Source organism: Vandammella animalimorsus, assembly GCF_002285265.1.
Classification (GTDB): domain Bacteria; phylum Pseudomonadota; class Gammaproteobacteria; order Burkholderiales; family Burkholderiaceae_C; genus Lampropedia.
The window spans coordinates 249,735-275,790 of the sequence record NZ_NSJB01000002.1; the positions used below are offsets into that span (position 1 = coordinate 249,735).

Annotated in this window: 21 protein-coding genes, 2 tRNA genes and 2 pseudogenes; 11 read left to right on the plus strand and 14 right to left on the minus strand. The window is 68.3% G+C overall.

Features of this window, described 5'->3' with window-relative positions; translation table 11 throughout:
- Complete coding sequence (recC, locus tag CK625_RS05520; RefSeq protein ID WP_172425096.1) at window positions 1-3,948, minus strand: exodeoxyribonuclease V subunit gamma; 3,948 nt, start codon at window positions 3,946-3,948, stop codon at window positions 1-3.
- A gap of 203 nt (window positions 3,949-4,151) precedes the next feature.
- Between recC and CK625_RS05525 the strand changes: the two genes are divergently transcribed.
- The 5 genes from CK625_RS05525 to CK625_RS05545 all read left to right on the plus strand — a co-directional run bounded on the left by CK625_RS05525 (window position 4,152) and on the right by CK625_RS05545 (window position 9,101).
- Window positions 4,152-6,194: an ATP-dependent helicase gene (locus CK625_RS05525; protein WP_095539421.1), complete on the plus strand. Its 2,043-nt coding sequence runs from the start codon at window positions 4,152-4,154 to the stop codon at window positions 6,192-6,194.
- A 54-nt stretch (window positions 6,195-6,248) separates the two neighbouring features.
- On the plus strand, window positions 6,249-7,133 hold the full coding sequence (ispD, locus tag CK625_RS05530) for a 2-C-methyl-D-erythritol 4-phosphate cytidylyltransferase (RefSeq protein ID WP_095539297.1): 885 nt from the start codon (window positions 6,249-6,251) through the stop codon (window positions 7,131-7,133).
- Between the two features lie 37 nt (window positions 7,134-7,170).
- Window positions 7,171-7,752 (plus strand): 2-C-methyl-D-erythritol 2,4-cyclodiphosphate synthase, encoded by a 582-nt coding sequence (gene ispF / locus CK625_RS05535; protein ID WP_095539298.1) that lies wholly within the window; start codon window positions 7,171-7,173, stop codon window positions 7,750-7,752.
- 32 nt (window positions 7,753-7,784) lie between these two features.
- Window positions 7,785-8,702, plus strand: a complete 918-nt coding sequence (locus CK625_RS13890) for an AEC family transporter (protein WP_095539299.1) — start codon at window positions 7,785-7,787, stop codon at window positions 8,700-8,702.
- 72 nt (window positions 8,703-8,774) lie between these two features.
- Complete coding sequence (locus CK625_RS05545; RefSeq protein ID WP_095539300.1) at window positions 8,775-9,101, plus strand: DUF1840 family protein; 327 nt, start codon at window positions 8,775-8,777, stop codon at window positions 9,099-9,101.
- A gap of 62 nt (window positions 9,102-9,163) precedes the next feature.
- On the opposite strand, the gene CK625_RS05550 is transcribed toward CK625_RS05545, so the two are convergent.
- The 4 genes from CK625_RS05550 to CK625_RS05565 form a co-directional block, all read right to left on the minus strand.
- Entirely contained in the window at window positions 9,164-10,492 is a 1,329-nt protein-coding gene (locus CK625_RS05550) for a 3'-5' exonuclease (protein ID WP_143326189.1), read from the minus strand.
- Between the two features lie 267 nt (window positions 10,493-10,759).
- A tRNA-Thr gene (locus CK625_RS05555) sits at window positions 10,760-10,835 on the minus strand.
- 60 nt (window positions 10,836-10,895) lie between these two features.
- Window positions 10,896-11,843, minus strand: coding sequence for a ribosome biogenesis GTPase YlqF (gene ylqF / locus CK625_RS05560; protein WP_095539422.1), 948 nt, complete (start codon window positions 11,841-11,843; stop codon window positions 10,896-10,898).
- Window positions 11,844-11,891: 48 nt separating this feature from the next.
- The gene (locus CK625_RS05565) at window positions 11,892-12,809 is read right to left on the minus strand and encodes an SDR family NAD(P)-dependent oxidoreductase (RefSeq protein ID WP_095539302.1); all 918 of its coding nucleotides are present in this window, start codon (window positions 12,807-12,809) and stop codon (window positions 11,892-11,894) included.
- A gap of 128 nt (window positions 12,810-12,937) precedes the next feature.
- Between CK625_RS05565 and CK625_RS05570 the strand changes: the two genes are divergently transcribed.
- Window positions 12,938-13,834, plus strand: coding sequence for an NUDIX hydrolase (locus CK625_RS05570; RefSeq protein WP_095539303.1), 897 nt, complete (start codon window positions 12,938-12,940; stop codon window positions 13,832-13,834).
- Window positions 13,835-13,889: 55 nt separating this feature from the next.
- On the opposite strand, the gene CK625_RS05575 is transcribed toward CK625_RS05570, so the two are convergent.
- Both CK625_RS05575 and CK625_RS05580 read right to left on the minus strand, forming a co-directional pair.
- The gene (locus CK625_RS05575) at window positions 13,890-14,306 is read right to left on the minus strand and encodes a DUF4298 domain-containing protein (protein ID WP_095539304.1); all 417 of its coding nucleotides are present in this window, start codon (window positions 14,304-14,306) and stop codon (window positions 13,890-13,892) included.
- A gap of 174 nt (window positions 14,307-14,480) precedes the next feature.
- Window positions 14,481-14,556 (minus strand) — tRNA-Arg (locus tag CK625_RS05580).
- A gap of 284 nt (window positions 14,557-14,840) precedes the next feature.
- Between CK625_RS05580 and CK625_RS05585 the strand changes: the two genes are divergently transcribed.
- The 5 genes from CK625_RS05585 (at window position 14,841) to CK625_RS05605 (ending at window position 20,851) form a co-directional block, all read left to right on the plus strand.
- On the plus strand, window positions 14,841-15,848 hold the full coding sequence (locus tag CK625_RS05585) for a ZIP family metal transporter (RefSeq protein WP_095539305.1): 1,008 nt from the start codon (window positions 14,841-14,843) through the stop codon (window positions 15,846-15,848).
- A 115-nt stretch (window positions 15,849-15,963) separates the two neighbouring features.
- A complete protein-coding gene (nrdF, locus tag CK625_RS05590; protein WP_238945016.1) occupies window positions 15,964-16,953 on the plus strand; it encodes a class 1b ribonucleoside-diphosphate reductase subunit beta in 990 nt (329 codons plus the stop codon).
- Between the two features lie 52 nt (window positions 16,954-17,005).
- Complete coding sequence (locus CK625_RS05595) at window positions 17,006-18,289, plus strand: glutamate-5-semialdehyde dehydrogenase (protein ID WP_095539306.1); 1,284 nt, start codon at window positions 17,006-17,008, stop codon at window positions 18,287-18,289.
- 94 nt (window positions 18,290-18,383) lie between these two features.
- Window positions 18,384-20,066: an arginine--tRNA ligase gene (gene argS, locus CK625_RS05600; RefSeq protein ID WP_095539307.1), complete on the plus strand. Its 1,683-nt coding sequence runs from the start codon at window positions 18,384-18,386 to the stop codon at window positions 20,064-20,066.
- A 68-nt stretch (window positions 20,067-20,134) separates the two neighbouring features.
- The gene (locus tag CK625_RS05605) at window positions 20,135-20,851 is read left to right on the plus strand and encodes an SPOR domain-containing protein (protein WP_095539308.1); all 717 of its coding nucleotides are present in this window, start codon (window positions 20,135-20,137) and stop codon (window positions 20,849-20,851) included.
- Window positions 20,852-20,943: 92 nt separating this feature from the next.
- Here the strand turns inward: CK625_RS05605 and CK625_RS05610 are convergent, their stop codons facing one another.
- The 7 genes and pseudogenes from CK625_RS05610 to CK625_RS05635 all read right to left on the minus strand — a co-directional run bounded on the left by CK625_RS05610 (window position 20,944) and on the right by CK625_RS05635 (window position 25,806).
- The gene (locus CK625_RS05610; protein WP_095539309.1) at window positions 20,944-21,855 is read right to left on the minus strand and encodes an ABC transporter ATP-binding protein; all 912 of its coding nucleotides are present in this window, start codon (window positions 21,853-21,855) and stop codon (window positions 20,944-20,946) included.
- Window positions 21,852-22,715: a hypothetical protein gene (locus CK625_RS05615; protein WP_143326190.1), complete on the minus strand. Its 864-nt coding sequence runs from the start codon at window positions 22,713-22,715 to the stop codon at window positions 21,852-21,854. Before CK625_RS05615 ends, CK625_RS05610 begins: the two co-directional genes overlap by 4 nt.
- On the minus strand, window positions 22,712-23,479 hold the full coding sequence (locus CK625_RS05620; RefSeq protein WP_172425097.1) for an ABC-2 transporter permease: 768 nt from the start codon (window positions 23,477-23,479) through the stop codon (window positions 22,712-22,714). The genes CK625_RS05615 and CK625_RS05620 overlap by 4 nt, the downstream gene beginning before the upstream one ends.
- Before the next feature lie 196 nt (window positions 23,480-23,675).
- Window positions 23,676-23,831 (minus strand): annotated as a pseudogene (locus CK625_RS14270) (prepilin-type N-terminal cleavage/methylation domain-containing protein); the annotation flags it as partial.
- Between the two features lie 315 nt (window positions 23,832-24,146).
- On the minus strand, window positions 24,147-24,527 hold the full coding sequence (locus CK625_RS13630) for a hypothetical protein (protein WP_143326192.1): 381 nt from the start codon (window positions 24,525-24,527) through the stop codon (window positions 24,147-24,149).
- A gap of 118 nt (window positions 24,528-24,645) precedes the next feature.
- Window positions 24,646-24,759, minus strand: a pseudogene (locus tag CK625_RS14085) (prepilin-type N-terminal cleavage/methylation domain-containing protein); the annotation flags it as partial.
- A 345-nt stretch (window positions 24,760-25,104) separates the two neighbouring features.
- Window positions 25,105-25,806 carry an FHA domain-containing protein gene (locus tag CK625_RS05635; protein ID WP_143326193.1) on the minus strand — a complete coding sequence of 234 codons (702 nt, stop codon included), beginning with the start codon at window positions 25,804-25,806 and terminating at the stop codon, window positions 25,105-25,107.
- Window positions 25,807-26,056: the final 250 nt, after the last annotated feature.

Consider the following 26,056-nt stretch of genomic DNA (forward strand, 5'->3'; position numbering starts at 1 on the left):
TCAGGCAGAGCTTTCTGCGCCCTGCTCCTCTTGCGCCCAGTGCACTTGCACGTATTGCTCCAGCCAATCATGCAGCGGCTGCAGCCATTGCCTGGCCCAGCTTTCAAAGGCGCCGCTGGCCTGCAGCGCGGCAAAGTCGGGCCAGACGCGGGCCAGGGCCGGCTGGCGTTGGGCCGAGCCGGTGCGCTGGTGGCCGCCGTCGTAGGCCTGGCGGGCGGCGCTGCGCGCGGCGCGCTGGGCTTCGGGCTCGGGCGCTGACTGGCTTTGGGCCTTGTGCAGCGCATTCCACCAGGCCAGGGCGGTATCGAAATCCAGCGGCAGGGGCTGCGGCCCCGCCAGGGCTTGCGCGGCCATGGCCAGCACGTCGTTCAGCCAGGCCTGGGCCTGGCCGGCGGGGATGGGGGCGATGTCCAGCACGCCATCCAGCGCCAGCACCCGCATGGCCGGGCCGCGCCCGCCTGCCTTGGCATCGGTTGAATCGCCTGGGGCGCTCGCGCCGGGCGCATCGGGCGCACAGGCGGCCAACAGGCACGATTGCAGCCAGGGCCGCAGCAGGAGGTGCAGGAGCAGGTCGCCCGATGAGGTTTGCAGCTGGCCGGGCTGCACGTGCAGCACCAGCGCATCGCCAGCGGCATTGCGGCGCCAGGGCGGTGCCCAGTCCTCGATCCAGGGCTGCTGCTGCGGCTGTGCTGGCCCGGCTGGCTCGGGCGGCCAGCGCAGGCGCGGCGCCGGGGTCTGGGCCTGGGGCCAGTCGCGCACGCTGGCTTGCCAGGCCTGCAGCAGCCATTGCCATTGCGCCAGCCATTGCTGTTGCAGTTGCTCGGCCCAGGCGCCCAGCGGCATGTCGCCCTGGCGCTGGATGCGCTCCAACTCGTGCAGCAGCGCCTGCTGCAGTGCCTCGGGCTGGGGGGGCGGGGCCTGCTCGATCAGGGGCCGCAGCCGCTGCAGCAGGTGCTCGAAGATGTGCCAGCGCTGCAGGCCGTCGATGGCCAGCGGCTCGCAATCGTCGGCCCGTTCGTCCAGCGGCGCAAAGCGGGTTTGCAGCCGGATGGCAAACCACTGCGGCACGGGGTGTCGCCAGATGGCCGCCAGCTCGGCCACCGACCAGGGGCGCGCAGTGACTGCCGGCGTGGCGACCGGCGCTGTGATCGGCGCTGTAGTCGGCGCAGCAGGCGGGCCGCCCTGGGCTTGCAGCAGGCGCAGGCCCAGGTCCTCGGCCTGCGGCTGCGCTGCGGGCTGGGGGTGCCATTCCCAGGCCCAGCTGGGCAGCGGCTGATCGGCCTGGGCCTGGGACTGGGGCTGAGGCTGGTCTTGCGCCTGGCTGGGGGGTGGCTGCAGAAAGTAGCGCGGGTTGAAGGGCTGCAGCGGGTGTTCGGTGGTGCGCTCGGCCACGGCCTGGGCGCTCCAGCGGGCGCTGAGGTAGTCGCGCAGCTGCGCCACCAGCACCGAGGGCGGGCGCGGGGTGTTGTCGCGCACGCTTTTGCCGACCCAGCTGATGAGCAGTTGCTGGCGCGCCGAGAGCAGCGCCTCCAGCATGAGCTGGCGATCGTCCTGCGTGCGGCTGCGGTCGCCCGGGCGCTGCTGGCCGGGCAGGCGCATCAGGTCCATGGCGTTGGGCGTGGCGCGGCGCGGGTACACGCCTTCGTCCATGCCCAGCAGGCAGACGATGCGAAACGGGATGGCGCGCATGGGCAGCAGGGTGCAGAAGGTCACGCCGCCGGCGTGAAAGCGCTGCTGCGGCTCGGGCCCCTGCAGCCGCGCCAGCCAGGCGTGGCGCGCCACGGGCAGCGCCAGCGGCTGTTCGCAGCCGGCCTGCAGGCAGGCGTCCAGCCATTGCTGCAGCGCCTGCTCCAGCAGTTGCAGCGCGGCCTGGTCGGCTTCGCTGGCGGGCTGGAAGAAGTCGGCCAGCAGCGCGCGCCAGCGCTGGCCCCATTGCAGCGGCGTGGCGCTGTGGCCCAGTTCATGCTGCCAGTGCTGCAGGCGCTGCACCAGATGGGCCAGCGCGCCCACGTGGCCGGCGGCCAGGCCGCCGATTTCCTCATAGGGCGCAAGGCCCCCCCAGCCTTGCTGGCTGGCATAGCCCAGCAGCATGCGCTGCAGGCCAAACCAGGCGCTGTTTTGCACGCCCATGTGCGCCAGCCCGAGCTGCTGGCGGTGTGCCCCGTCCAGCCCCCAGCGGATGCCGCTGCCCTGCATCCAGGCCTGCAGCGTGGCCACGCCTTCATCGTCCAGGCCCAGACGCTGCGCCACGGCCGGCACGGCCAGCAGGTCGCTGAGCTGCGACAGGCTCGCGCGCTGCTGCGGCAGTTGCGACAGCCACTCTACGGCCTGCACCAGCGGGCTGACGGCCTGCGCGCCCAGGTCGGCAATGGCAAAGGGGATGTGGCGCGCATCCTGCGGGCCGTATTGGCCGAATACGGCGCGGATCAGGGGCGCGTACTGGGCGATGTCGGGCACCATGACGACGATCTCGCGCGGCGCCACGGGCGGTTGGCCCTGGCCGGCGGCATCCGGCACATCGCCCGGTGCCGCGCCGCCGGGCAGCATGAGTTCGAGCAAATGGGTGTGCAGGGCCTCCAGCTCGCGCACCGGGCTGTGCGCGATCTGAAAGCAGATGCTGCGGTCCTGCGGCGCCAGCGCCGCAGTGCGCAGCGGCTCGCTCAATGGCAGCAGGTCGCGGATGTGCTCTTGCACCTGGCGCAGCATGCTGGGGGCGGCTTCTGTGCCAACCTCTGCTCCAACCTCTGCGCCAGCTTCGGTATCGGCCTCGGTGTCGTAGAGGTCGATGCGCGGCAGGCCCTGGCCCTGCTGCTGCGCCAGGGCCTGCTGTTCGTAGTGTTCGAGCAGGCGCACGAAATCGCGCACCTGCCGGCCCCAGGTGGTCAGCAACGGGTTGGCATGGGCGTGCATGGCGCTGAGCTCAATGGCCGCCAGTTGCTGCTCTGGCCTGCGCTGGTCTGCCCTCTGGCGCAGCAGGCGGGCAAACAGCTCGCGCCCTGGCACGGCATCGCTCCAGTACATCTGGCAGGGGTTGGGCACGGCCAGCAGCACCTGGGCATGCCGGCCCAGGGCGGTGAGCAGCTCCAGCACTGGCACATGCAGGTGCGATGCGCCAAAGAGCATGATGCGGCGCGGCAGCGGCTGGGCCGGGCTGCCCTGCGCCAATTGCGCCAGCGCGCGCTGGTGCAGGCGCGGGCGGATGACCTGCTGCTGGGCCGCATCCAGGCTGTGCAGCAGCGCGTGCCACAGCGCTGCTTGCCAACGCTGCGCGGGCGGCAGCGGCTGCTGGGCCTGGCCGCCCAGGAAGGGGGCCAGCTGCTCGCGCCCCTGGGCCCAGTCCTGCAGCCAATCGGGCCGGTAGACCTGGTACTGGTCGAACAAATCGGCAATGCGCAAGGCCAGCTGGTACAGCGCGTGCTGGGCCAGCTCCGGCGCGGGCGGCGCGGCAAGGCCACCATCGTCGCCCTCCTGCGCCTGGCCGGCCAGCGCCCGCTGCGCGGCCTGCAGGCTTTGGCGCAGCGGCTGCCAGATCGGCTCGTCGGCGGGCTCGGCAAGGGGTTCGGCGGGGGGCTCGGCATGCGGCGCGCACGCCTGGCCCAGCAGCGCCGGCAGGATGCGCATCAGCCGCCAGAGCATGTCGGCCTTGTCCAGCGGCGTGTGCTGCGGCACCTGCTGCGGGCCCAGGATGCGCCGGTACATGCGCCAGGCAAAGCGGCTGGGCAGCTCCATCTGCACGGCGGCGCTGATGCCCAGCTCGCGCGCCAGCGCCATCTTCAGCCATTCGCCCATGCCCTGGCTTTGCACCAGCACCACCTCCTGCTCCAGCGCCTGCAGCGGATGCTGGCGCATCCAGGCCGCCAGGGCCTGGGCCAGCGCCTCGGTGCGGTTGCTGTGCAGGCTGACGATGCCGGGGGCGATGGGTGCGGTGGAGTCGGAGCTTTGGAGCACGGGCAGGCGGGGCAGGAAGAGGGCCGTCGGGGCAATGGGCGCGAATGATGGGCGCGAATATATCGGGGAACGGCCTGGCCGCGCGGCATGGCCTTCAGACCCAGCGCTGCCGCCCCCGTGGGCGGGCGGTGCGGGCCGCTATCATGGCGGCCCTTTGCGTGTGCCGCACCTGCGGCCACGCCTTTGTTGCCAAAACCTGCCCCATGTCTGCTGGACTCAATCTTGCCCAAACCCAGGCCGTGCACCACATCCACGGGCCTTCGCTGGTGCTGGCCGGCGCGGGCTCGGGCAAGACGCGCGTCATCACGCACAAGATCGCCCACCTGATCCAAAGCGGGCTGGCGCCCAGCCGCATTGCCGCCATCACCTTCACCAACAAGGCCGCCGCCGAGATGCGCGAGCGCGCCCGTGGCCTGATCGGCAAGGCCGCGCGCGAGGTGCTGATCTGCACCTTCCACGCGCTGGGCGTGCGCATGGTGCGCGAGGACGGCGCGCTGCTGGGGCTCAAGCCGCAGTTCAGCATCCTCGACAGCGACGACGTGCTGTCCATCCTCAAGGAATGCGGCGGCACCACCGACAGCGCGCTGGCGCGCCAGTGGCAATGGACCATCAGCCGCTGGAAGAACGAGGGCCTGAACGCCGAGCAGGCCCAGCAGGCCGCGCAGGACGAGGCCGAGAAAGTGGCCGCCGCCGTCATGGCGCGCTACCAGGAGCGCCTGAGCGCCTACCAGAGCGTGGACTTTGACGACCTGGTGGGCCTGCCGCTGGCGCTGCTGCGCCAGCACCCGCAAGTGCGCGAGAAATGGCAGACGCGCCTGGGCCACGTGCTGGTGGACGAATACCAGGACACCAACGCCACGCAGTACGAGCTGCTCAAGCTGCTGGTGGGCCAGCGCGGGCACTTCACCGCCGTGGGCGACGACGACCAGTCCATCTACGGCTGGCGCGGCGCCACGCTGGAGAATCTGAAGAAACTGCCGGTGGACTTTCCCGCGCTGTGCGTCATCAAGCTGGAGCAGAACTACCGCTCCACCAGCGCCATCCTGCGCGCGGCCAACCACGTCATCGGCCCCAACCCCAAGCTGTTTCCCAAGACGCTGTACTCCGAGCTGGGCGAGGGCGAACCCGTGCGCGTGATCGACTGCGACTCCGAGGAGCACGAGGCCGAGCGCATCGTCGCGCGGCTGCAAAGCCTGCGCGCGGCCAACCCCCTGCCCGAGTGGCGCGACTTCGCCATCCTCTACCGCGCCAACCACCAGGCCAAGCCGCTGGAGAAGGCGCTGCGCAAGGCCAGCATCCCCTACAAGGTCTCGGGCGGCACCAGCTTTTTCGACCGCGCCGAAATCAAGGACCTGTGCGCCTGGTTCCGGCTCTGGAGCAACGAGGACGACGACCCGGCCTTCGTGCGCGCCATCACCGCGCCGCGCCGCGGCATCGGCCACCAAAGCCTGGCGCAGCTGGGCGAGTTCGCCGGGCAGATCAAGACCAGCCTGCACGAGGCGCTGTTCAACCCCATGCTGCCCGCGCGCATCAGCGCGCGCGCGCTGGGCGGCCTGCAGGAGTTCGGCCGCCAGCTCGGCGAGCTGCAATACCGCGCGCGCCACGCCGTCGGGCGCGAGGCCGCGCGCCAGTTCCTGCGCGACTGGCTGGAGGAAATCCGCTTCGAGAACTACCTGCTGGACCAATCCGACACCCCCGCCGCCGCCGCCAGCCGCTGGGCCAATGTGCAGGAATTTTGCGACTGGATGGCCCAGCGCGCCGGCGGCGAGCTGGACGCGCCGGACATGGCCAGCGGCGCTGGCGGCCTGGCCAGCCCGGCCAAAAGCCTGCTCGAAGTGGCCCAGACCATCGCCCTGCTCTCGACCCTGACCGAGCAGGAAAAGGAGCAAAACGTCGTCACCCTCTCCACGCTGCACGCCGCCAAGGGCCTGGAGTGGCCGCACGTGGTCATGGCCGGCGTCAACGAAGGCGTGCTGCCCTTCCAGCAAGGCGAGGACAGCCCCGCCGACCCGCGCCGCCTGGAAGAAGAGCGCCGCCTGATGTACGTGGGCATCACCCGCGCGCAGCGCACCCTGGCCGTGAGCTGGGCGCGGCGGCGCAAGAAAGGGCGCGACTGGGTGCCCGCCCAGCCCAGCCGCTTCATCGCCGAGATGCAGCTCGAGCCCGGCACCGCCCGCGAAGACCCGCGCGCCAAGCTGCGCGCGCTGCGCGAGGAGTTCGCCCGCAAGGCTGCCGCCCCCAAGTAAGCGGCCGATCTGCCCTCGCGCAGAGACCGCAAACAGCTTCCTACAATCGCGCCCATGCCGCCCGCCGCCCCGCCATCGCCCGCCACCACAGCTACGCCAAGCACCAACGCCAGCCGCATCTGGGCCCTGGTGCCCAGCGCCGGCATCGGCCAGCGCGCCAGCGCCGGCGCCCCGGGCCAGACGCCACATGCCGCGCCGCAGGCCAAGCAATACCGCCGCCTGCTGGGCCAAAGCCTGCTGGCGCACACGCTGCAGGCCCTGCTGCAGGTGCCCGCCATCGAGCGCATTGCCGTGGTCATCGCGCCGGGCGATACGCAGTTTGAGCAACTGTCCGAGCACGCCCTGCCGCGCGTGCAGGCCCATGCCGTGGGCGGCGCCAGCCGCGCCGAATCGGTGCGCAACGGCCTGGCCGTGCTGCAACAGGCCTACGGCGCGCAGCCGCAGGACTGGGTGCTGGTGCACGATGCGGCGCGCTGCCTGCTCACGCCCGCGCTGGTGCAGCGCCTGCTCGATGCCTGCCTGGGCGATGCCGTCGGCGGCCTGCTGGCCCTGCCGCTGCCCGATACCCTCAAGCAACAGGCCCAGGCGCCAGCCGACATGGCCCAGGCCGGCGCAGCGCGCAGCGCGCAGACCGTGCCGCGCAGCGGCAAATGGCTGGCGCAGACGCCGCAGCTGTTTCGCCTGCAACTGCTCGGCCAGGCGCTGGCGCGCCCCGATCTGGACGCCATCACCGACGAGGCCAGCGCCATCGAGGCCCTGGGCCAGCAGCCGCTGCTGGTGCCCTCCAGCGCGCACAACATCAAGATCACCTACCCCGAGGACTTTGCCCTGGCCGAGGCCCTGCTGCGCGCGCGCCAGCAAGAGCAGGCCGGCCCCGCCGCGATCACAGCGACCACAACGATCGCCGCGCCCGCCGCACCCGCCGCCGTGCAGCCCTAGCCGCCCAAGCCGTCAGCCAGCCCCCCGCACCCTGCCCATGAACGCCCCATCCACGCCCACCGCCAGCCCCGCCAACAGCGCCGACAACACCAACGCCGCCAACGCCACGCCTGCGCCCTTGCCGCCGGCCCTGCCCGCCTTGCGCATCGGCCAGGGCTGGGACACCCACGCCCTGGTGCCGGGCCGCGCGCTGATCCTCGGCGGCGTGCCCATCGCCCACAGCAAGGGCCTGCTGGGCCACTCCGACGCGGACGTGCTGCTGCACGCGCTGACCGACGCGCTGCTGGGCGGCGCGGGCCTGGGCGACATCGGCCGGCACTTCCCGGACACCGACCCGGCCTTCCGCGGCGCGGACTCGACCGTGTTGCTGCAAGAGGCCTACCGCCGCGTGCAGCAGCAGGGCTGGCGCATCGTCAACATCGACAGCACCATCATCGCCCAGGCCCCCAAGCTGGCGCCGCACATCGAGGCCATGCGCCAGCACATCGCCGCCGCGCTGGGCCTGCAGGCGGCGCAGGTCAACATCAAGGCCAAGACGGCCGAGAAGCTCGGCCCCGTGGGCCAGGGCCAGGCCATGCAGGCCCAGGCGGTGGTGCTGCTGGCCGCGGCGGCGGCCTGAAGCGGGCAGCGGGCACCGAAGGCGCTGTCATCATGCTCGGCCACATTGCCCCGGTCTTTCTCATCCTGGCGCTGGGCGTGCTGCTGCGGCGGCTGCCGCAAACGCCGGCGGCGCTGTTTCCGGCGCTGGAGTGGTTCAGCTTTTACGTGGCCTTCCCGGCGCTGCTGCTATTGCGCACCGCACAGCTGGAGCTGCACTGGCAGGCCGTGCAACAGCTGGCGCTGCTGGTGCTGGGCCCCAGCGCGCTGGTGCTGCTGCTGTGCCTGCTGGGCCTGCGCCTGGCGCGGCAACTGCCCGATGCGGCGCGCTCCTCGGTGGTGCAGGGCGCCATCCGGCCCAGCACCTATTTCGGCCTGGCGGTGGCGGGCTTCGTCTTCCCGGCCGATGTGGCCGCGCTGGTGATGCTGGCGCTGGCCATCGCGCTGCCCGCCGTGAATGTGGTGGCCATCGTCGCGCTGACCTGGTGGAGCGGGCAGCGCACCACGGCCCGGCGCATTGCCGCCGGCCTGCTGCGCAACCCCATCATCCTGGCCACGCTGGCCGGCCTGCTCTACAACGCCGGCGGCTGGCCACTGCCACAGGCAGCGGCCCAGACCTTGCTGTTTCTGGGCAATGCCGCCATGGCGCTGGGGCTGGTGTGCGTGGGCGGCGGGCTGGACTTTCGCCTGCAGGGCGCACGGCCCTGGGCCGTGGCCAGCACCAACATGGCCAAGCTGCTGGCGCTGCCGGCCATCACCTGGCTGGCCTGCCAGGCCCTGCAGGCCAGCGCCGCCAGCACACTGGCGGCGTGCTTTTACGCGGCGCTGCCCACGGCCCCCAATGCCTACATCATGGCGCGGCAAATGGGCGGCGATGCGCGCCTGATGGCCACGCTCATCACCACGCAAACCCTGCTGGCCCTGATCAGCCTGCCGCTGTGGCTGGCCTGGCTGCAGGGCCCCGGCCAGTGATAAGCTGGCCCGCCCACGGCCCTGGCATTGCGCCCTGGCCGTCACTTGATGGATTGACGGAGAACCGCACCCATGTACCGTTTCATTGCCCGCTCCAGCGCCCCGCTGCAGTATCTGGACGCCGATGCCAAGCGCCTGCTGAAGATCATCGGCAAGGACGATGCCGCCACCGGCATCATCACGCTGGCGCAGATCCCCGCCGCCCAGCAGGCCATCGAGCGCGCCATCGCCCAGGAGGAAGCCGCCGGCAGCGACGCGCCCCAGGCCGAGCAGGCAGCGCCCGCGCCCGATGACGAGCAGCCGCAAGACCGCGTGGCGCTGCGCCACCGCGCCCTGCCGCTGCTGCAACTGCTGGCCGCCGCCGCCAGCGCGCAAGAGGATGTGATCTGGGAGCATTGAGCGTCTGCGCACGCCCCGCGCCTGTGCCCCCCACGCTTGTGCGGGGGATACGATCCACAAGCTCAGGCCGCCGCCGCTGCGGCCTGCAGGCTGACCACGTACAGCCTGCGCTTGGCCCGGGTGGCGGCGATGTAGAGGCGCCGCTGGCGGTCCTCCATGCCTTCCTGGTTGGCCGGCACCTCGCCCGAATCGACGATCACCACCAGCTCGAACTCCAGCCCGGCACAGGCCTGCAGGCTCATGAGCTTGACCGTATCGGCCGCTGGGTCGAACTCGCCCGTGCCGCGGCGCATCTGGTGCGGGATGTGCTGGTAGCGCAGCGCGCCGTGGCACACATCGAGCTGGAAGCGGTTGTCGCACAGCACCGCCATCTGCCCCCAGGCGATGCCCGCCTCGCGGCGCGCCTGCAGCAGCAGCTCGGCCGCCTTGCGCCCCTGGGCGCGCAGGCTGGGGGCCGGGAACAACAGCACCGAATCGCCCGAGCGCCCGCTGCTGCGCGGCTTCAGGCGCGGAATGCCCTGCGGCCCGGCCTCAATGGGCGCGGCCAGCGTGCCGGCCATGTGCAGCGCGGCATTGAAAATGGGCTCGGGGTTGCGCTGGTTCAGCGTCAGCTGCTGCACCTGGCGCGCCTCGATGCCATGCAGGTGCAGCTGCACCAGCCCGGTGCGCTTGCGCTTGAGGATGCTTTGCGTGTCGTCGAAATACAGCACCAGGTGATTGGTCGCCGGCGTGGGCAGATGCGTGAGCACGCTCAGCCAGCTGGCCGGAAAATCGTGCGCCTCATCGACCAGCACCGCCGCATACTGCCCAGCCGGAATGGCGCCATTGGAGAGCGCGCGCAGCACGCGCTCGACGATGTTCTTGATCTGCGCCGAGGCCGGCATGCTGCGCGGCGGCAGCTCCAGGTGATAGGCAATCAGCTGCTCGCGGCACCAGCGGTGGAAATGCCGCACCACCACCTGCTGCGGCGACAGGCCCTGGCGCATGAGCTCATACTGCAGCCAGACTGCCAGCGGCTCGTTGTAGCACAGCACCAGGATCGGCTCATGGATGCCACGCGCCGCGTACTGCTGCACCAGATAGCCCAGGTGGGCGCGCAACATGCTGGTCTTGCCCGAGCCGGCCACGCCATGCACGATGTGGTGGCCCGCATCCGGGCCGCTGGCATCGGGCATGTCCTGCAGCAGCGACGGGCTTTGCGATGCGAGCGAATCCAGCGCCGCGCCGGCATGCTGCCTGCGCGGCGCCTGCGCCTTGCGCAACCAGGCAGGCAGCAAGGCCAGCGGGCCGGGGCGCGGCAGCCTGGCCATCGCCCGCCCCAGCAAGGACACGGGCCCTTTGGACACGGGCCCTTGGCCGTCCTCATCATCGGGCGGAGAAACCGGTGTCATGGCCAGAGTCGAACAAAGTGCGTGGGGACAAACGAAAAGCGGCACAAGCGCCGCAATGTGAGTGGGGGAGTTCGCAAACGGTGCAAAGCCCAGGGCCTGCGTATTTTATGGAAGCGATGCCAGGCCAGGCATGGCCCGTGCGCGGCTGGCCCTACCCATGCCAGGGGCTGCCCCCTTGACGCGCAGCGCCGCAGCCGCATTCAGTGCACCCACACCGCCGCACAGGCAAAGAAAAAGCCCACATGCGTGGCATGTGGGCTTGTGGTTTGGTGCCGGTTGTCGGATTCGAACTGACGACCTACCGCTTACAAGGCGGGTGCTCTACCAGCTGAGCTAAACCGGCCAAGCGCGCATTGTAGCGTGCTTTTTTGCGCAGCTGGCCACGCCGCCGCCTGCCGCCGGATCAGCGCCGGCGGCGTTTGCTTTGCTGGCGTTGCTGCTCGGCCTGTTCCTTGCGCAGCTGGCGCTCGGCGTCCAGGCGCTCGCCCGTGGCCTGCCAGGCTTGGAATTCGGCGGGCGTCTCGATGGTCACGCGGCCGATGGCGCCGCTGCGAAAGTCCTGCAGGATGATTTCGGCCGTTTTCTGCGCGTTGACGCGCCCGCCGGGCAGCAAGGCGCCGCGCTGGCGGCCGATGGCCTCCAACAGCGCGTGGTCGGGCAGCTGGGCCAGCGCATCGGCGCTGGGCGCAACGGCGTAGCGCGCCAGCAGCAGCGCGGCGTAATGGCGTTGCAGGTAGGCCAGCAGCTCCAGCGCCACCAGCTCATCGTCAAAGGCGTTGCGCCCAATGGAGCCGGCCGCCGCCAGGTTGTAGCCGCTTTGCGCCACGATGATGCGCGGCCACAGCACGCCAGGGGTGTCGAACAGGTAAAAGCCGTCTTGCAGGGCAAAGCGCTGCTCGCGCCGCGTCACGCCCGGCTCGTTGGCGGCCTTGGCCGCGCGCTTGCCCACCATGGTGTTGATGAGCGTGGATTTGCCCACGTTGGGGATGCCGCAAATCAGCACGCGCATGGGCTTGTCCATGCTGCCGCGCCCAGGCGCCAGCGCCTGGCAGGCCTCAATCAGCGCGCGCGCCGGCGCGCTGTGGTGGCTGTCCATGGCCACGGCGCGGGTCTGCTGTTGCTGGCCATACCACTGCAGCCATTGCTGCGTGCGCTCAGGGTCGGCCAGGTCGGCCTTGTTGAGCACTTTGAGGTTGGGCTTGTGCTGCAGCAGCTCGCGCAGCATGGGGTTGGCGCTGGAGGCCGGCAGCCGCGCATCGACCATCTCGATGACCACGTCGATGGTCTTGACCCGCTCGCCAATGGCCTTACGGGTCAGGTGCATGTGGCCGGGAAACCATTGGATGCTCATGGGCGCTCGCTGCTGCAACAGGTGGTGTGGGGTGGACGGCGCGCGGGCTCAATGCCGCGCCGCGCGCGCCGCCAGGGCCTTCTGCACTTCCACCTCGCCTTGCTCATGGCCGCCGCTGGGCACGCGCTCGCCGGCGCGCTCGAGCACCTGCGCCAGGCGCTGGGCCAGCTGGCTATCCACGTCCTCGCCCAGGCCGAGGTGGATGCCCTGCGTGAGGGTGATGTGCGCCGCCTCGAAGCTGCCTGCGCCGGCGCACAGGATGGCGCGCGTGGGCGCATCCTCGTGCGCCAGCACCAGCATGGCCGGCACCACGGCCTCGGGGCTGAGCTGGGCCAGCACGTCCTCGGGCAGCAGGCCGGCCGTCATGCGCGTGGCTGCCGTGGGCGCCAGCGCATTGACCCGGATGCCGTGCTTGGCCCCTTCCAGCGCCAGGGTTTGCATCAGCCCGACTTGCGCCAGCTTGGCCGCGCCGTAGTTGGACTGGCCGAAGTTGCCATACAGCCCGGTGGAGGAGGTCGTCATCACGATGCGACCATATTGCTGCGCCACCATGTGCGGCCAGACGGCCTTGGCGCAGTGCACCGCGCCCATCAAATGCACGTCCAGCACCAGCCGGAAGTCGGCCAGGTCCATCTTGGCAAAGGTCTTGTCGCGCAAAATGCCGGCGTTGTTGACCAGCACATCGACACGGCCCCAGGCCTGCATGGCCTGCTCCACCATGGCCTGCACGGCCTCGAAATCCGTCACGGAGGCGCCATTGGCCAGCGCCTGCCCGCCTGCGGCGACGATCTCATCGACCACCTGCTGCGCGGCCGAGCCGCTGCCGCCCACGCCATGCACGTCACCGCCCAGGTCGTTGACCAGCACCTTGGCGCCACGCCGCGCCAGCGCCAGCGCATGCGCACGCCCCAGGCCGCCACCCGCGCCCGTCACAATCGCCACGCGCCCTGCAAAATCCAATGCCATTGCTGTTCCTTCGTCCGTATCATTCAGCGCCTGAGTGCCTGAAATTCAGTGCCTGAGCGCCAGAGAGGCCTGCTCAAAGGCCCTGAATCAAAACGGGCGCGATCATACCCACAACCACTGCCATTGCCATGTCCGACCACGCCGCTGCGCCCCCGCCCGAAGACGCCCCTGCCGCCATCCTGCCTGCGGCCAGCATGATCGTGCTGCGCCCCGGGCCTGGCGGCGGTTTCGAGGTGCTGCTGACCGAGCGCGCCGCCGGGGTGCGCAACTTTGCCGGCGCGCTGGTGTTCCCCGGCGGCAAGGTGGAGCCGGGCGACGAGGCCATTGCCGAGCACAGCGGCTTTGCCGCGCACTGGCCCGAACTGGCGCCGCGCCTGCCGGGCGGCGACCGCGATGCCACGCACATCGCCCGGCTGTACGGCGCGGCACTGCGCGAGACGCTGGAGGAAGTGGGCCTGCTGCACACCCCGGCGGCCCAGCCTGCCAGCGCCCAGGCCGTGGCCAGCGCCCGCCAGGCCCTGGCCCAGGGCATGGCCTGGCGCGAGGCGCTGGCGCAGCACGGCCTGCAGGCCTGCGTGCGGGATCTGCAGCCGCTCTCGCGTTGGATCACTCCCACCACGCCCAACATGAGCCTCAAGCGCTTTGACACCTGGTTTTTCATCGCCGAGCTGATGCCCGGCCAAAGCCCCGAAGCCGATGGCCACGAGGCCCAGAGCCTGCACTGGGCCACGCCGGGCGATTTTCTGCAGCGCCACCAGCGGCGTGAAATCCTGCTGGCCCCGCCGCAGATCATGACCCTGGCCCACCTGGGCCGCTTTGCCAGCGCGGCCGATCTGCTGGCCTATGCGCGGGCGCAAACGCCTTATTGCATCGCCCCCGTCAGCGTGGACGAGGCCGGCCAGCGCATGATCTGCCTGCCGGGCGACCCGCTGCACCCCCAGCGGCAGCGCCAAATGCCCGGCACCACCCGCCTGGTGCTGCGGGGCCGGCATTTTGAGCCGCTGAGCGAATTCGACGTGGCCTGAGCCGCACAGCCCTTGCGGCGCGCAGTGGTTCTTCGGCTTGGCCTGTGGCGTCAGGCTAGGGCAGGTCAGGGGCATCGGCCGCCGCCGCGCCGCCATCCTGCCGATCCAGCACGTCGATGGCCGCGCGCAGGCGCTGCCAGGCCAGGGTTTGCTGCTCATGCAAGGCATTCCACAGCGTGTCCTCGGCCATCACGCTGTGCTCGCCCGGCGTTTCCAGCCGCAAGCTGGCGCCGCCCTCCATGGCGTTGACGCCGCGCATGTAGTCGCCGTTGAAATAAAAATCCGCCAGCGCCCGCATGATCTGCTCGCCGCGTTGCCAATCGGCCTGCGCCGCCTGCAGCCGCGGCAGCAGCTGCGTCCATTCACGAAACAGGGCTTGCGCCTGGTCGATGCGCGCCTGCAGCGCGCTGAGCTCGGCAGCGTCAAGGCCGCCGGGCAAATGGGACAAGCGGGGCGAGGGGATGTCGGTCATGGCAGTTTCGGCAAAGGCTGTGGCCCCGGGCATTGCCCGAGTGCAGGGCGGCAGCGATCAGGCCGCACTTGGGCGCTGAATGTACACGGCGCAACGCGCCCCCGCGCGGCCCCCCCGGCCCGATCAGGCAAAAAAAAAGCCCACCGCAATGCATGCGGTGGGCTGCACCATGGCTGGCGCGGCTGGCGGGGATCGAACCCACGACCCTTGGCTTCGGAGGCCAATACTCTATCCACTGAGCTACAGCCGCACGGGCATTTTTGACAATGCCACGCTTGTGCTTCTCCTCCTGCGAGGGGGTGAGATGCTCTTTTGACAAAAGCATCCCGGGAGGTTGAAAGCGCTTCTCTGCAAAGCGGGCGATTATGGCACGACTGGCGCGCAGCGCCGCCTGTGCCAGCGCCCGCGCCAGGCAGGCCGAATATAATGATTGGTTGTTATTGATAACCTTCTGTTGCTGGCCAGGAGGCAGGCTGCATGCAGCCCCGCCCCTTCGCGGCCGCGCGCAGCGACACACTCTCAGCCTGGCCTGCTATGACATTGGGACAGATTTTGCTGGCCACGCTGTTGGCTGGCGTGGGCAGCGTATGGCTTGCGGCCCTGTTGATCCGGCTGGGCGTCATGGCCCAGGGCGCGCGCGTACAAGGCCACCATTTGCTGAGTTTTGCCGCCGGCTCGCTGCTGGCCACGGCCTTCGTGCATCTGCTGCCCGAGGCCATGGAAAGCCCATCGGCCGATTTGCACACCTTGTTCACGGTACTGCTGCTCGGGCTGGTGGCATTCTTCCTGCTGGACAAGGCCGAGCTCTGGCACCACGGGCACGAGCACCACGCCCACGCCGGGCACCACACCGGGCACCACGCCGGGCATGAGGCCCACCCCCCCCATTCTTCGCATTCGCATCCACACCCGCCGCCCGGGGCCGCACGCCAGCGCCAGCCCGGCGGCTGGTCGATCCTGGCTGGCGACAGCGTGCATTGCTTTGGCGATGGGGTGCTGATCGCCTCGGCCTTTCTGGTCGATTGGCGCGTGGGCCTGCTGGCGGCCTTTTCGGTGCTGGCGCACGAGGTGCCGCACCACATTGGCGATCTGATCGTGCTGGCCGAGCACAGCGAAGGCCCGGCGGCGCAGCGCCAGCAGGCCGCGCGCACCAAGGTCTCCGTCGCCGGCGCCATGACGGCCCTGGGCGGCCTGCTGGGCTATTGGCTGCTGGGGCAGCTCGATGCGCAATGGCTGCCCTATCTGCTGGTGGTGGCGGCCAGCAGCTTCATTTACGTGGCCCTGGCCGATCTGGTGCCGCAATTGCAGCTGCAGCTGACGGCGCGGCAGACGACGCTGCAGGTCAGCTGGCTGCTGGCGGGCATGCTGCTGGTGGCCGTGGTCAGCCACGTGCTGCATGCCGGGCATGAGCATGGCGCACATGGCCGACACGATCACGCCGGCCACCGCCACGCGCACGAAGAGCCGCCCGCCGAGCTGGGCAGCTTTCGCCAGCACCCGCTGCACCTCGATCGCCTGCGCCCGCCGCCGGGCTCGAAGTAGGCCAAGCGGGTAGACTTCGCACTTTTGTTTTGTGCGCCGCAGGCGCCCTTCGCACACGCTGCGCCGTGCGCCCTGGGCGCGCTGCGCGGGCCCCGTATTGCACTCAGGTCTTGCCATGTCCATCCCCTCGCTGAACGAACCCACCTTGCTGCCCAACCTCGTGCAGGCCATCAACTGGAACCGCGTGCAGGACGAGAAGGATCTGGAGGTCTGGAATCGCCTGACCTCCAACTTCTGGCTGCCCGAGAAGGTGCCACTGTCCAACGACATTCCATCCTGGGCCACGCTGTCGCCGCAGGAGCAGCAGCTGACCATCCGCGTGTTCACCGGGCTGACGCTGCTCGATACGGTGCAGAACACGGTCGGGGCGCTGAGCCTGATTCCTGACGCCGTCACGCCGCACGAGGAGGCGGTCTACACCAACATCAGCTTCATGGAGGCCGTGCACGCCAAGTCCTACAGCTCGATCTTCTCGACGCTGTGCTCGATGAGCGACGTGGACGAGGCCTTCCGCTGGAGCCTGGAGAACGAATACCTGCAAAAAAAGGCCAAGATCGTCATCGGCCACTACCGTGGCGACGACCCGCTGATGCGCAAGGTCGCCAGCGTGTTCCTGGAGTCCTTTTTGTTCTACAGCGGCTTTTACCTGCCGATGTACTGGAGCAGCCGCGCCAAGCTCACCAACACGGCCGACCTGATCCGCCTGATCATCCGCGACGAGGCCGTGCACGGCTACTACATCGGCTACAAATTCCAGCAAGGCTATGCCCAGGCTGGCGCGGCGCGCCAGCAGGAGGTCAAGGACTATGCCTATGAGCTGCTGCACGACCTGTACGACAACGAGGTCAAGTACACCGAGGACCTGTACGACGGCGTGGGCTGGACCGAGGACGTGAAGAAATTCCTGCACTACAACGCCAACAAGGCGCTGATGAACCTGGGCTTTGAGGCGCTGTTTCCCAGCAGCATGACCGACGTGAACCCGGCCATCATGGCCAGCCTGAACCCCGGCTCGGACGAAAACCACGACTTCTTCAGCGGCAGCGGCTCCAGCTACGTGATGGGCAAGGCCGAGGCCACCGAGGACGACGACTGGGCCTTTTGACTGGGCCTTCTGAACGACTGCGCTTTTTGATCCACCCCGCCAGCGCCCCGCCATGAACGACCACAGCACGCACGAACTCATGCAGACCATCGGCGCCCAGGCGCGCCGCGCCAGCGCCCGCATGGCCACCGCCAGCGCCCGCGACAAGGCCCTGGCCCTGCAGACCCTGGCCGACCTGCTGCGCCAGCAGGCGCCGGCCCTGCTGGCGGCCAACGAGCAGGACGTGCAGCGCGCGCGCGGCAACGGCCTGGCCGGGCCGCTGCTCGATCGCCTGACGCTCAGCGACAGCATCATCGCCACGGCCGCGCAGGGCTGCGAGCAACTGGCGGCCATGCCCGAGCTGATCGGCGAGATCACCGGCCTGCGCCAACAGCCCAGCGGCATCCGCGTGGGTCAGATGCGCGTGCCCCTGGGCGTGTTCGGCATGATTTATGAAAGCCGCCCCAACGTCACCATCGAGGCCGCCAGCCTGGCCATCAAAAGCGGCAATGCCTGCATTCTGCGCGGCGGCTCCGAGGCCATCGACTCCAACAAGGCCCTGGCCGCGCTGGTGCGCCAGGCCCTGGCTGCCGCCGGCCTGCCCGAGGACGGCGTGCAGCTGGTGCCCACCACGGACCGCGCCGCCGTGGGCGCGCTCATCACCATGGCGCAGTTCGTCGACGTCATCATCCCGCGCGGCGGTCGGGGTCTGATCGAGCGCATCAGCGCCGAGGCGCGCGTGCCGGTCATCAAGCACCTGGACGGCATCTGCCACACCTACGTCGATGACCCCTGCGACATCGAGCAGGCCGTGCGCGTGGCCGACAACGCCAAGACGCAGAAATACAGCCCCTGCAACGCCACCGAAACCCTGCTGGTGGCGCGCGGCGTGGCGCAGGAGTTTCTGCCGCGCATCGCCGCCGTCTATGCCGCCAAGGGCGTGCAAATGCGCGTCACGCCCGAGGCCGAGCCCCTGGTGCGGCAGGCCGCGCCGGCGGCCCAGGTGGCGCCGGCCAGCGAGGCCGACTGGCGCACCGAGCACCTGGCGCCCATCATCGGCATCAAGATCGTCGCCGGGCTGGACGAGGCCATCGCCCACATCAACGAATACGGCAGCCACCACACCGACGCCATCCTCACGCGCGACCATGTGCACGCGCAGCGCTTTCTGCGCGAGGTCGATTCGGCCAGCGTCATCGTCAACGCCAGCACGCGCTTTGCCGATGGCTTCGAGTTCGGCCTGGGCGCCGAAATCGGCATCAGCACCGACAAATTCCACGCCCGCGGCCCGGTCGGCGTCGAGGGGCTGACCTCGCTCAAATACGTGGTGCTGGGCGCTGGCGAAATCCGCCAGTAGCCGCCCGCCAACCCGCCAACCGACCTGTGCCAGGGGTCGCCACGCCAGCCGCGGCGGCCCCGGCGAGGCGCCTCACAGGTTCTAAAATTCGCCCATGCTGAAAATCAAACAAGAACTGCTGGCCGGCCTGGCCCAGGCACTGGCCGAGCTGGCGCCGGACGCGGCCGTCCAACCCAGCTTCGAACAACCCCGCCAGCCCGAGCACGGCGACCTGGCCATCACCGCGGCCATGCAACTGGCCAAACCCCTGAAGCAAAACCCGCGCGCCCTGGGCGAGCAGCTCAAGGCCGCGCTGCAGGCCCAGCCGGCCTACCAGCAATGGGTCGAGAGCCTGGAGCTGGCCGGGCCGGGCTTTCTGAACCTGCGCCTGAAGCCTGCGGCCAAGCAAGCCATCGTGCGCGAAGTGCTGGAAGCTGGCGATGCCTTTGGCCTGCAGCCTGCAGCGGCCGGCCAGGCCGAGAAAGTCGTGGTCGAATTCGTCAGCGCCAACCCCACCGGCCCGCTGCATGTGGGCCACGGCCGCCAGGCAGCGCTGGGCGATGCCATTTGCAACCTGCTGGCCAGCCAGGGTTGGGACGTCACGCGCGAGTTCTATTACAACGACGCCGGCGTGCAGATCGACACCCTGACCCAGAGCGTGCAACTGCGCGCCCAGGGCATCAAGCCGGGCGACGCCGCCTGGCCCGAAGCCGCCTACAACGGCGACTACATCCAGGACATCGCCGACGACTTTCTGGCCCAAAAAACCGTCCGCGCCGACGACCGCGAATTCACCGCCAACGGCAACCCGCAGGACGCGGGCAACGTGCGCCAGTTCGCCGTGGCCTATCTGCGCAACGAGCAGGACAAGGACTTGCAGGCCTTCCGCCTGAAGTTCGACCACTACTACCTGGAAAGCAGCCTGTACGCCGACGGCCGCGTGGCGCGCACCGTGCAGCGCCTGATCGACCAAGGCCACACCTATGAAGAAGGCGGCGCGCTGTGGCTGCGCACCACCGATTTCGGTGACGACAAAGACCGCGTCATGCGCAAGCAGGACGGCGGCTACACCTACTTCGTGCCCGACGTGGCCTACCACCAGGCCAAGTGGGAGCGCGGTTTCAGCAAAGCCATCAACATCCAGGGCACCGACCACCACGGCACCATCGCCCGCGTGCGCGCCGGCCTGCAAGGGCTAGAGGCCGGTATCCCCAAAGGCTACCCCGACTACGTGCTGCACACCATGGTGCGCGTGGTGCGCGGTGGCGAGGAGGTCAAGATCAGCAAGCGCGCCGGCAGCTACGTCACGCTGCGCGACCTGATCGAGTGGACCAGCGCCGATGCCGTGCGCTTCTTCCTGCTCAGCCGCAAGCCCGACACCGAATACACCTTCGACGTCGACCTGGCCGTGCAGCAAAACAACGACAACCCGGTGTACTACGTGCAGTACGCGCACGCGCGCATCTGCTCCGTGCTGCAGGCCTGGGGCGGCGACGCGGCCACGCTGGCCCAGGCCGATCTGGCCCCGCTGGACACCCCAGCTGCCCAGGCGCTGATGCTGCAGCTGGCCAAATACCCCGACATGCTCACCTCCGCCGCGCGCGGCTTTGCGCCGCACGACGTCAGCTTCTACCTGCGCGAGCTGGCCGCCAGCTACCACAGCTACTACGACGCCGAGCGCATCCTGGTCGATGACCAAGCAGTTAAACTGGCCCGCCTGGCGCTGATCGCCGCCACCGCCCAAGTGCTGCGCAACGGCCTGGGCATGCTGGGCGTAAGCGCCCCGCAGCGCATGTGATTCAGCCCATGTGATTTAGGGCCCACCTGACACACAACGGCGTCAACTCCACTTGCACAGCTATGGCTATGGCAAACACCCCCCTGCGGCACGGCGGCCGCACCCCACAGCGCGGCGGCACCATCGCCGGGATCCTCATCGGCCTGCTCATCGGCTTTGCCATCGCCATTGCCGTGGCGCTGATGGTCTCGAAAATGCCGGTGCCCTTCATCAACACCCAGGCCAACACCCGCCCCTCCTCGCTGGACGCGACCGAGCAGGAACGCAACCGCAGCTGGAACCCCAACGCCTCGCTGGCCGGCAGCCGCCCCAGCGGCGGCAGCTCGCCGCCAACGCAGGCCCCATCGCGCACCCTGCCCCCGCCACCGCGCGAGGAAATCAAACCCCCGGTGGAGCCAGAGCCGCCCTCTGAAGTCGTGGCCGTCGCCCCCGTGGCCCAGCCCGGCGCCGACCCCCTGGGCGAACTGGCCGCCCGCGTCGGCAGCCGCCCAGCCCCGGCCACAGCACAGCCCGCGCCAGCGCCTGCCACGGCTGCCCCTGCGGCAGACAGCTACCAATACTTCGTACAGGCTGGCGCATTCCGCGCCCAGGCCGACGCCGACGCCCAACGCGCCCGCCTGGCCATGAACGGCTGGGACGCGCGCATCACCAGCCGCGAAAGCCAGGGCCAGACCATCTACCGCGTGCGCGTAGGCCCCTTCGGCAAAAGCCAGGACGCCGCCAACATCAAGCGCCAATTCGACCAACAAGGCATCGACGCCGCCGTAGTGCGCCAGCCGCGTTGAAGGCCCTGATTCAACGTCTCGGCACAAGCTATAACGCGAGCGGGCTCTGCTGTGCTTGGTATCGGCTTACCTGCGCGCCAGCGGCCCGCGCTTCAGCCATGCGCCGCATCCGGCTGGCCTGCGCCTTGCACGATGCGCGCAAACCACTCCTCCAGCGTGAACACGCGCTGCACGTCCACCAGCTCGCCCCCGGCCTGCGCAATGCCATCGAGCAACTGCGGCACCTGGCTCTTGCCCACTTGCGCCTGCCAGATGCCGGGGCCGCTGGCAACAAAGCCCTCCAGCGGGCGCTCGCCGCTGTAGCGCACCACCATGTCGCCGTGGGTCAGCAACTCCGTCATGGGGGTGTCCGCCCGCAGGCGGCCCTGGTGAATCAGCAAAATGCGGCTGGCCAGCCGCTCCACGTCGTTGAGGATGTGCGAGCAAAAGAACAGCGTGCCGCCGCGCTGGCGGTAGGCGTTCACCTCATCGGCCACCAGCTTGCGGCCCACCGGGTCCAGGCCCGACATGGGCTCGTCCAGCACCAGCAGGCGCGGCTCCAGCGCCAGCGCGTGCGCCAGCGCGGTGCGCTGCGTCATGCCTTTGGAGAGGTTGCGCACCCGCTTGTGCGCCGCGTAGCCAATGCCCATGCGCTCGAGCCACTGCATGGCGCGCGCCTGGGCGGCCGCGCCGCGCAGGCCCAGGTGAATGCCCAGGCCCATGCTCACCACCTCCAGCGGGGTCAGGTAGTCGTACAGATACGGGTTTTCCGGCACGTAGCCCACGCCCCGGCGCGCGCGCTCGTCGGCGGCCGGGCGGCCCATGAGCGTGATGCGGCCCTGGTCGGGGCGCAGCATGCCCATCAGCATCTTCATGCTGGTGCTCTTGCCCGCTCCGTTGGGGCCGACGAAGCCAATGGCCTCGCCAGGCTGCACGGCAAAGCCGATGTCCTGCACCGCCTGCACGGGCCGACCCTTGAGCCGGAAGCTCTTGCTCACGCCATCGAACTCAACCAGTGCGCTCACTTCTTGTCCTCCCCGCCGTTCTTCATGCCGGCTGCCCCATGCGCGGCGCCTGCCAGTTGCGGCACGCCTTGCGCATCCAGTTCATAGCCCATGCCCAGCGGATCGCGCGGCAGGGCCGTCAGCAAGCCCCCGCCTAGCAGCTGTTCCAGCTGCGCAGGCGGCATGCCATGCCGCTGGCGGTAGGCGCTGACCGCCTGCCGCAAGGCCTGCAGGCCACGCAGGCGCTCAATGCGTGCGTCCATCAGGCGCAGGCTGCGCTCGTCGCTGGTGATGGTTTTGAGCCGCTCAATCATCTCAATGCCCTGCGCCGGGTCGTCCCCGCGCTCCAGCCACTTGGCCGCCATGGCACGCAGGGCCGAGGCGTTGGGTTCGCCTGTACGAAGGGCCGCGCGCTCGGCCCACTGCGCGGCCTGGGCGTAGTCACGCTCGAAATAGCTGGTGTTGAAGGCATAGAAAAACGCCGGCCACATGTCCCAGGGCCGGGCATCGGCCGCGCGGCGCAGCACCACTTGCGCTTGTTCCGTGTAACCCTGCCAGGGCAGCAGCGCGGCGGCCATGTAGTAGTTGTCTTCATGGCGCGGGTTCATCAACGAAGCATCTTCGGCCAGCGCGGCCTGCACGCGCAGTGTTTCGTGGTCGGTCACTTCAGTGCCCACAGTGATGCTGCGTATCACGGCCAAGTCGGCCGCCAGGTGGCGGTCGCCCCCGGCTTGCAGCACTTGCAGCAGCACGGGCATGCGCACGCGCAGGCCTTCGGCCATTTGCGCGCGGGGCCGAGCCTCCAGCTGGCGCAGGGCCAACGCGTACACCGCCACGGCCAGCGCGGCCACGGCCAGCGTCATCCAGCGGCGTCGGCTCATAGCAGCTCGCGCCGCGCCAGCTTTCGGCCGGCCAAGGCCAGCAGGGCAGCGCCATAGGCGGCGGCCATCAGCACGGCCCAGCCAATCATCGGCCAGTCGGGCGGCAGGCCGTACAGGGCCAGGTCTCGCCAGTCCAGGCGCGACAAATCGGGCAGCACCCACTTGCCAGCTTGAATCACCGGCAGCAGCCAGCGTACTTGGTCAGGGTCGGCGTTTTGTGAGTGCAGCAGAAAATCCAGCGTGATGCCCAGCGAGCGCGCCGCCAGCGCGAACAGGCAGCCCATGATGAGCGGCAGAAAAGGCGTGGTCGATAGGCTGCACAGCCACAGCGCGAACGCAGTGATGACCAGCAAATCCAGCCACAGCCCCGCCAACGTCAGCACGTAGGGCCAGCCCAGGGCCACAGGCGTGGGTTGCGCATAGGTGCTCGGCAGCACGTGCATCACCACACCCAACGCACCGCCTAGAATCAGCACGCCCAGCGCCAGCAGCGCGGCCACGGCAGCAAAGCGGCTGAGCAGGTAGGCCTCGCGCGAGATGGGGTAGGCCAGCACGAAGTACAGCGACTTGCGCTCCATGTCCTTGCCCAGCAGCTCCTGCACCCAGAACAAGGCCATCAGCATCAGCACCAGGCGCGTGCCGGACAGGCCCACGTCCAGCGCCACCGTGGCGGGTTGGCGGGCCGAGAAATTGGCCGCCAGCCATGCAGCCAGCAGCACCAGCGCGGCCATCACCAGCAGCCAGCGCACACTGTGTGCACGCATGCCCGACAGCCAAGCAGAGTAAACAAGTTTCCACATAGAGTTAAATTATGCGTGGGAAACACGTTCACGACACGCCGCACAAACTACAGCACCGCGTCTACACGGCAGGCGTTTGAAGCACACGCCTGACAAGGTTGCAGGCTATTCGGCACAGTTTCCGCTGCGAGCCTTATTTGACTGCATTGGCTGAGGCCAACGTCAGAAAGGCGCGGGCATCGGATGTTGCCACACGATCGGCTGCCTTGCGCTGGTACTCGCTGTACTGCGGAATGGCAATGGCCGCCAAAATACCAATGATGGCCACCACGACCATCAGCTCGATCAGGGTAAAGCCGCTTTGTTGCACTCGCATGGCGAAAACTTTCGTATCGGTGGTCGTAGAGATAACAAACAAGGAAGGCGCAAACTACTAGCGTTTCGCACTCAGAAGCAGCGCACCCACCCTCTGCCTAGCCCGCACACAGCCTAAGAGAATAGCAATCTGTAGACTCCGCGCAGTCGGGCTACAGCAACCAAATCAGCGAACGACTAGTCAGAAGCCGCTGTGGCTGACACCCAATAAGAACACAACAATCTGCTCAGGCATTTGCAAAAAAACGCACCCCTTACGGGGTGCGCTAGCCTTAAAAACACCCCCGGCTTGAAGCCCGGGACGCAAGCGGCGTGATCAACGACCGCAGGCGTTAGGTTTTGTCATGTCAGGGTCAGCCGTGGTGGGCGCGGTGGTGCCTGTGGTAGGGTCACCACACTGAGCCACACGACCGCCTTCGCTAAAACCGGTGTAGTTGTTGCGCCCCTTCTTGTTGGAAGTAGCCACTGCCACGGCCGTGTCGGTCTGAATCCACTTCAAGTGGACGTTGGCAGACACCGGCGATTCGAAGCCACTTTGCATGTAGCAAGTGCTATCAGCAGCAGGCTTAGCGTAAACATGCTTGTCACCGTTTGCGCCAGCCTCAGTTGCGCCGCTTCCCACTGCGCAATCAGCAAAAGCACCCATGGAGAAAGCGGAAGCCACAGCAGCCAAGGCGAGTTTAGTAGTGAGTTTCATGGTAAAGATTCCTTTTCAATGATCAACGAGAAGAGTGGCAGACCGATTACTTATTAGAGTTGGCCATAGCCGAGGTCAGGAAGTTCTTAGCGTCAGCTTGCGCTGCGCGATCATGACCCTTCTTCTGATACTCGCTGTATTGGGGAATGGCGATAGCAGCCAGAATACCAATGATGGCAACCACGACCATCAGTTCGATCAGAGTAAAACCCTTTTGCAGAGATGCTTTCATATATCTTGCTCCTATGGAAAACTGAATATTGAACCCCTCGTTCAACGCCGATGATGGATGCAAGCGGCGTGCCAGGGTGTGGCACCCCAGGGAAAGCCCTGATTTGTCAGTTTTCTGTCAGAGCATTGACACATGTGGCAAGGGTTGCTTGCAATTTGTGTCGCTCGCTGACGATTTGAGCTGGCGAGACAAATTTTGTCGGTTTGTAGATGAGAAAAAGCGGCATGCCTGATCTGACATGCCGCTTTCTGATAGGTGGGATATATATGGATATGGCGAGTAGGGGGCTGTAGATGTCAATCTCGCTGCCTCGGCCTGGCAGAGCGTTGTGGGTTCAGGGTGAGTTCAAGATGCCGGAGGCAGCAAACGGAACACCATCTCAATGGCAGCCATGCGGATGCGGTCGCCGTCCTTGAGCTGGATGGGCTTGTTGGCGCCAATGGGCTGGTCGTTGACGAAGGCTTCTTGCGCGCCTTCGAGCTTGGTCAGGGTGTAGTGGTTGGGCCGGTGCGTGAAGGACAGCACGCCCACGGCGGGCGAACCGATGGTGGTGACGATTTTGTTGAGCATCAGGCGGCGGCCGGCGTTGACGCCAGTGGCGATGTCGATGGCCGCTGGCAGGCTGCGCGCTATGAGGGCCGATGCGGGCTGGGTTTCCTCGAAGTGGTTGGCCGTCAGCGTGGGGGTGATGCTCTGGCCCGTGCCCCAGCTGTCTTCCATCTGCAGTTGCACGCTGATGCGGTAGGGGCCGATGACGATGCGGTCACCCAACTGCAGATCCTGGCGCACCTTGGCAGTGATGGGGTCGCCATTGACGTAGGTGCCGTTGGTGCTGCCCACGTCCTCGATGTCCAGTTGCGCGCCATTGATGCGCACGATGGCGTGCTTGCCACTGACGGTGGAGTCTTCCAGCACCAGGTCGTTGTGCTGGCGGCGGCCGATGTGTGTCAGCGGGGCGACCAGGGCGTGCTCTCGCATCACCTGGTCTTCCTTGGTGACGATGAGCTTGTAGGCCATGGGGGAGAGCGCAGAGGTAAGCCGTTTCACACGTGGGCCTCGTAATCAAAGAGAGAGGATTGCAACCGCATGCCACCGGATAAAGCGGGTGCCGCTGCAGCGGGCCTGCACCTTGGGTGTCGGTACCAGCCATGTAGCTGCATCATAGCGGAAGTTGCTCGCTTGCTGTTTTCTGCATAAGCCAAAAAGCCTTGCTGGATAAGGGCTTGCGCGCATTTTGCGGGTGCACATGTTGCTTTCGTGCCGAAGGTTCTGGGTGCTGCAGCGACAATTCAAGAAA

What these genes read in the sequence shown, in the direction of transcription:
- CK625_RS05605 (WP_095539308.1), top strand. Translation starts at nt 20,135, where the DNA reads ATGGCAAACACCCCCCTGCGGCACGGCGGCCGCACCCCACAGCGCGGC.
- CK625_RS13890 (WP_095539299.1), top strand. Translation starts at nt 7,785, where the DNA reads ATGCTCGGCCACATTGCCCCGGTCTTTCTCATCCTGGCGCTGGGCGTG.
- CK625_RS05565 (WP_095539302.1), bottom strand. Translation starts at nt 12,809, where the DNA reads ATGGCATTGGATTTTGCAGGGCGCGTGGCGATTGTGACGGGCGCGGGT.
- CK625_RS05615 (WP_143326190.1), bottom strand. Translation starts at nt 22,715, where the DNA reads ATGAGCCGACGCCGCTGGATGACGCTGGCCGTGGCCGCGCTGGCCGTG.
- nrdF (WP_238945016.1), top strand. Translation starts at nt 15,964, where the DNA reads ATGTCCATCCCCTCGCTGAACGAACCCACCTTGCTGCCCAACCTCGTG.
- ispD (WP_095539297.1), top strand. Translation starts at nt 6,249, where the DNA reads ATGCCGCCCGCCGCCCCGCCATCGCCCGCCACCACAGCTACGCCAAGC.
- CK625_RS05545 (WP_095539300.1), top strand. Translation starts at nt 8,775, where the DNA reads ATGTACCGTTTCATTGCCCGCTCCAGCGCCCCGCTGCAGTATCTGGAC.
- CK625_RS05620 (WP_172425097.1), bottom strand. Translation starts at nt 23,479, where the DNA reads ATGCGTGCACACAGTGTGCGCTGGCTGCTGGTGATGGCCGCGCTGGTG.
- CK625_RS05575 (WP_095539304.1), bottom strand. Translation starts at nt 14,306, where the DNA reads ATGACCGACATCCCCTCGCCCCGCTTGTCCCATTTGCCCGGCGGCCTT.
- CK625_RS13630 (WP_143326192.1), bottom strand. Translation starts at nt 24,527, where the DNA reads ATGAAACTCACTACTAAACTCGCCTTGGCTGCTGTGGCTTCCGCTTTC.
- ispF (WP_095539298.1), top strand. Translation starts at nt 7,171, where the DNA reads ATGAACGCCCCATCCACGCCCACCGCCAGCCCCGCCAACAGCGCCGAC.
- CK625_RS05525 (WP_095539421.1), top strand. Translation starts at nt 4,152, where the DNA reads ATGTCTGCTGGACTCAATCTTGCCCAAACCCAGGCCGTGCACCACATC.
- ylqF (WP_095539422.1), bottom strand. Translation starts at nt 11,843, where the DNA reads ATGAGCATCCAATGGTTTCCCGGCCACATGCACCTGACCCGTAAGGCC.
- CK625_RS05585 (WP_095539305.1), top strand. Translation starts at nt 14,841, where the DNA reads ATGACATTGGGACAGATTTTGCTGGCCACGCTGTTGGCTGGCGTGGGC.
- argS (WP_095539307.1), top strand. Translation starts at nt 18,384, where the DNA reads ATGCTGAAAATCAAACAAGAACTGCTGGCCGGCCTGGCCCAGGCACTG.
- CK625_RS05570 (WP_095539303.1), top strand. Translation starts at nt 12,938, where the DNA reads ATGTCCGACCACGCCGCTGCGCCCCCGCCCGAAGACGCCCCTGCCGCC.
- CK625_RS05595 (WP_095539306.1), top strand. Translation starts at nt 17,006, where the DNA reads ATGAACGACCACAGCACGCACGAACTCATGCAGACCATCGGCGCCCAG.
- CK625_RS05550 (WP_143326189.1), bottom strand. Translation starts at nt 10,492, where the DNA reads ATGACACCGGTTTCTCCGCCCGATGATGAGGACGGCCAAGGGCCCGTG.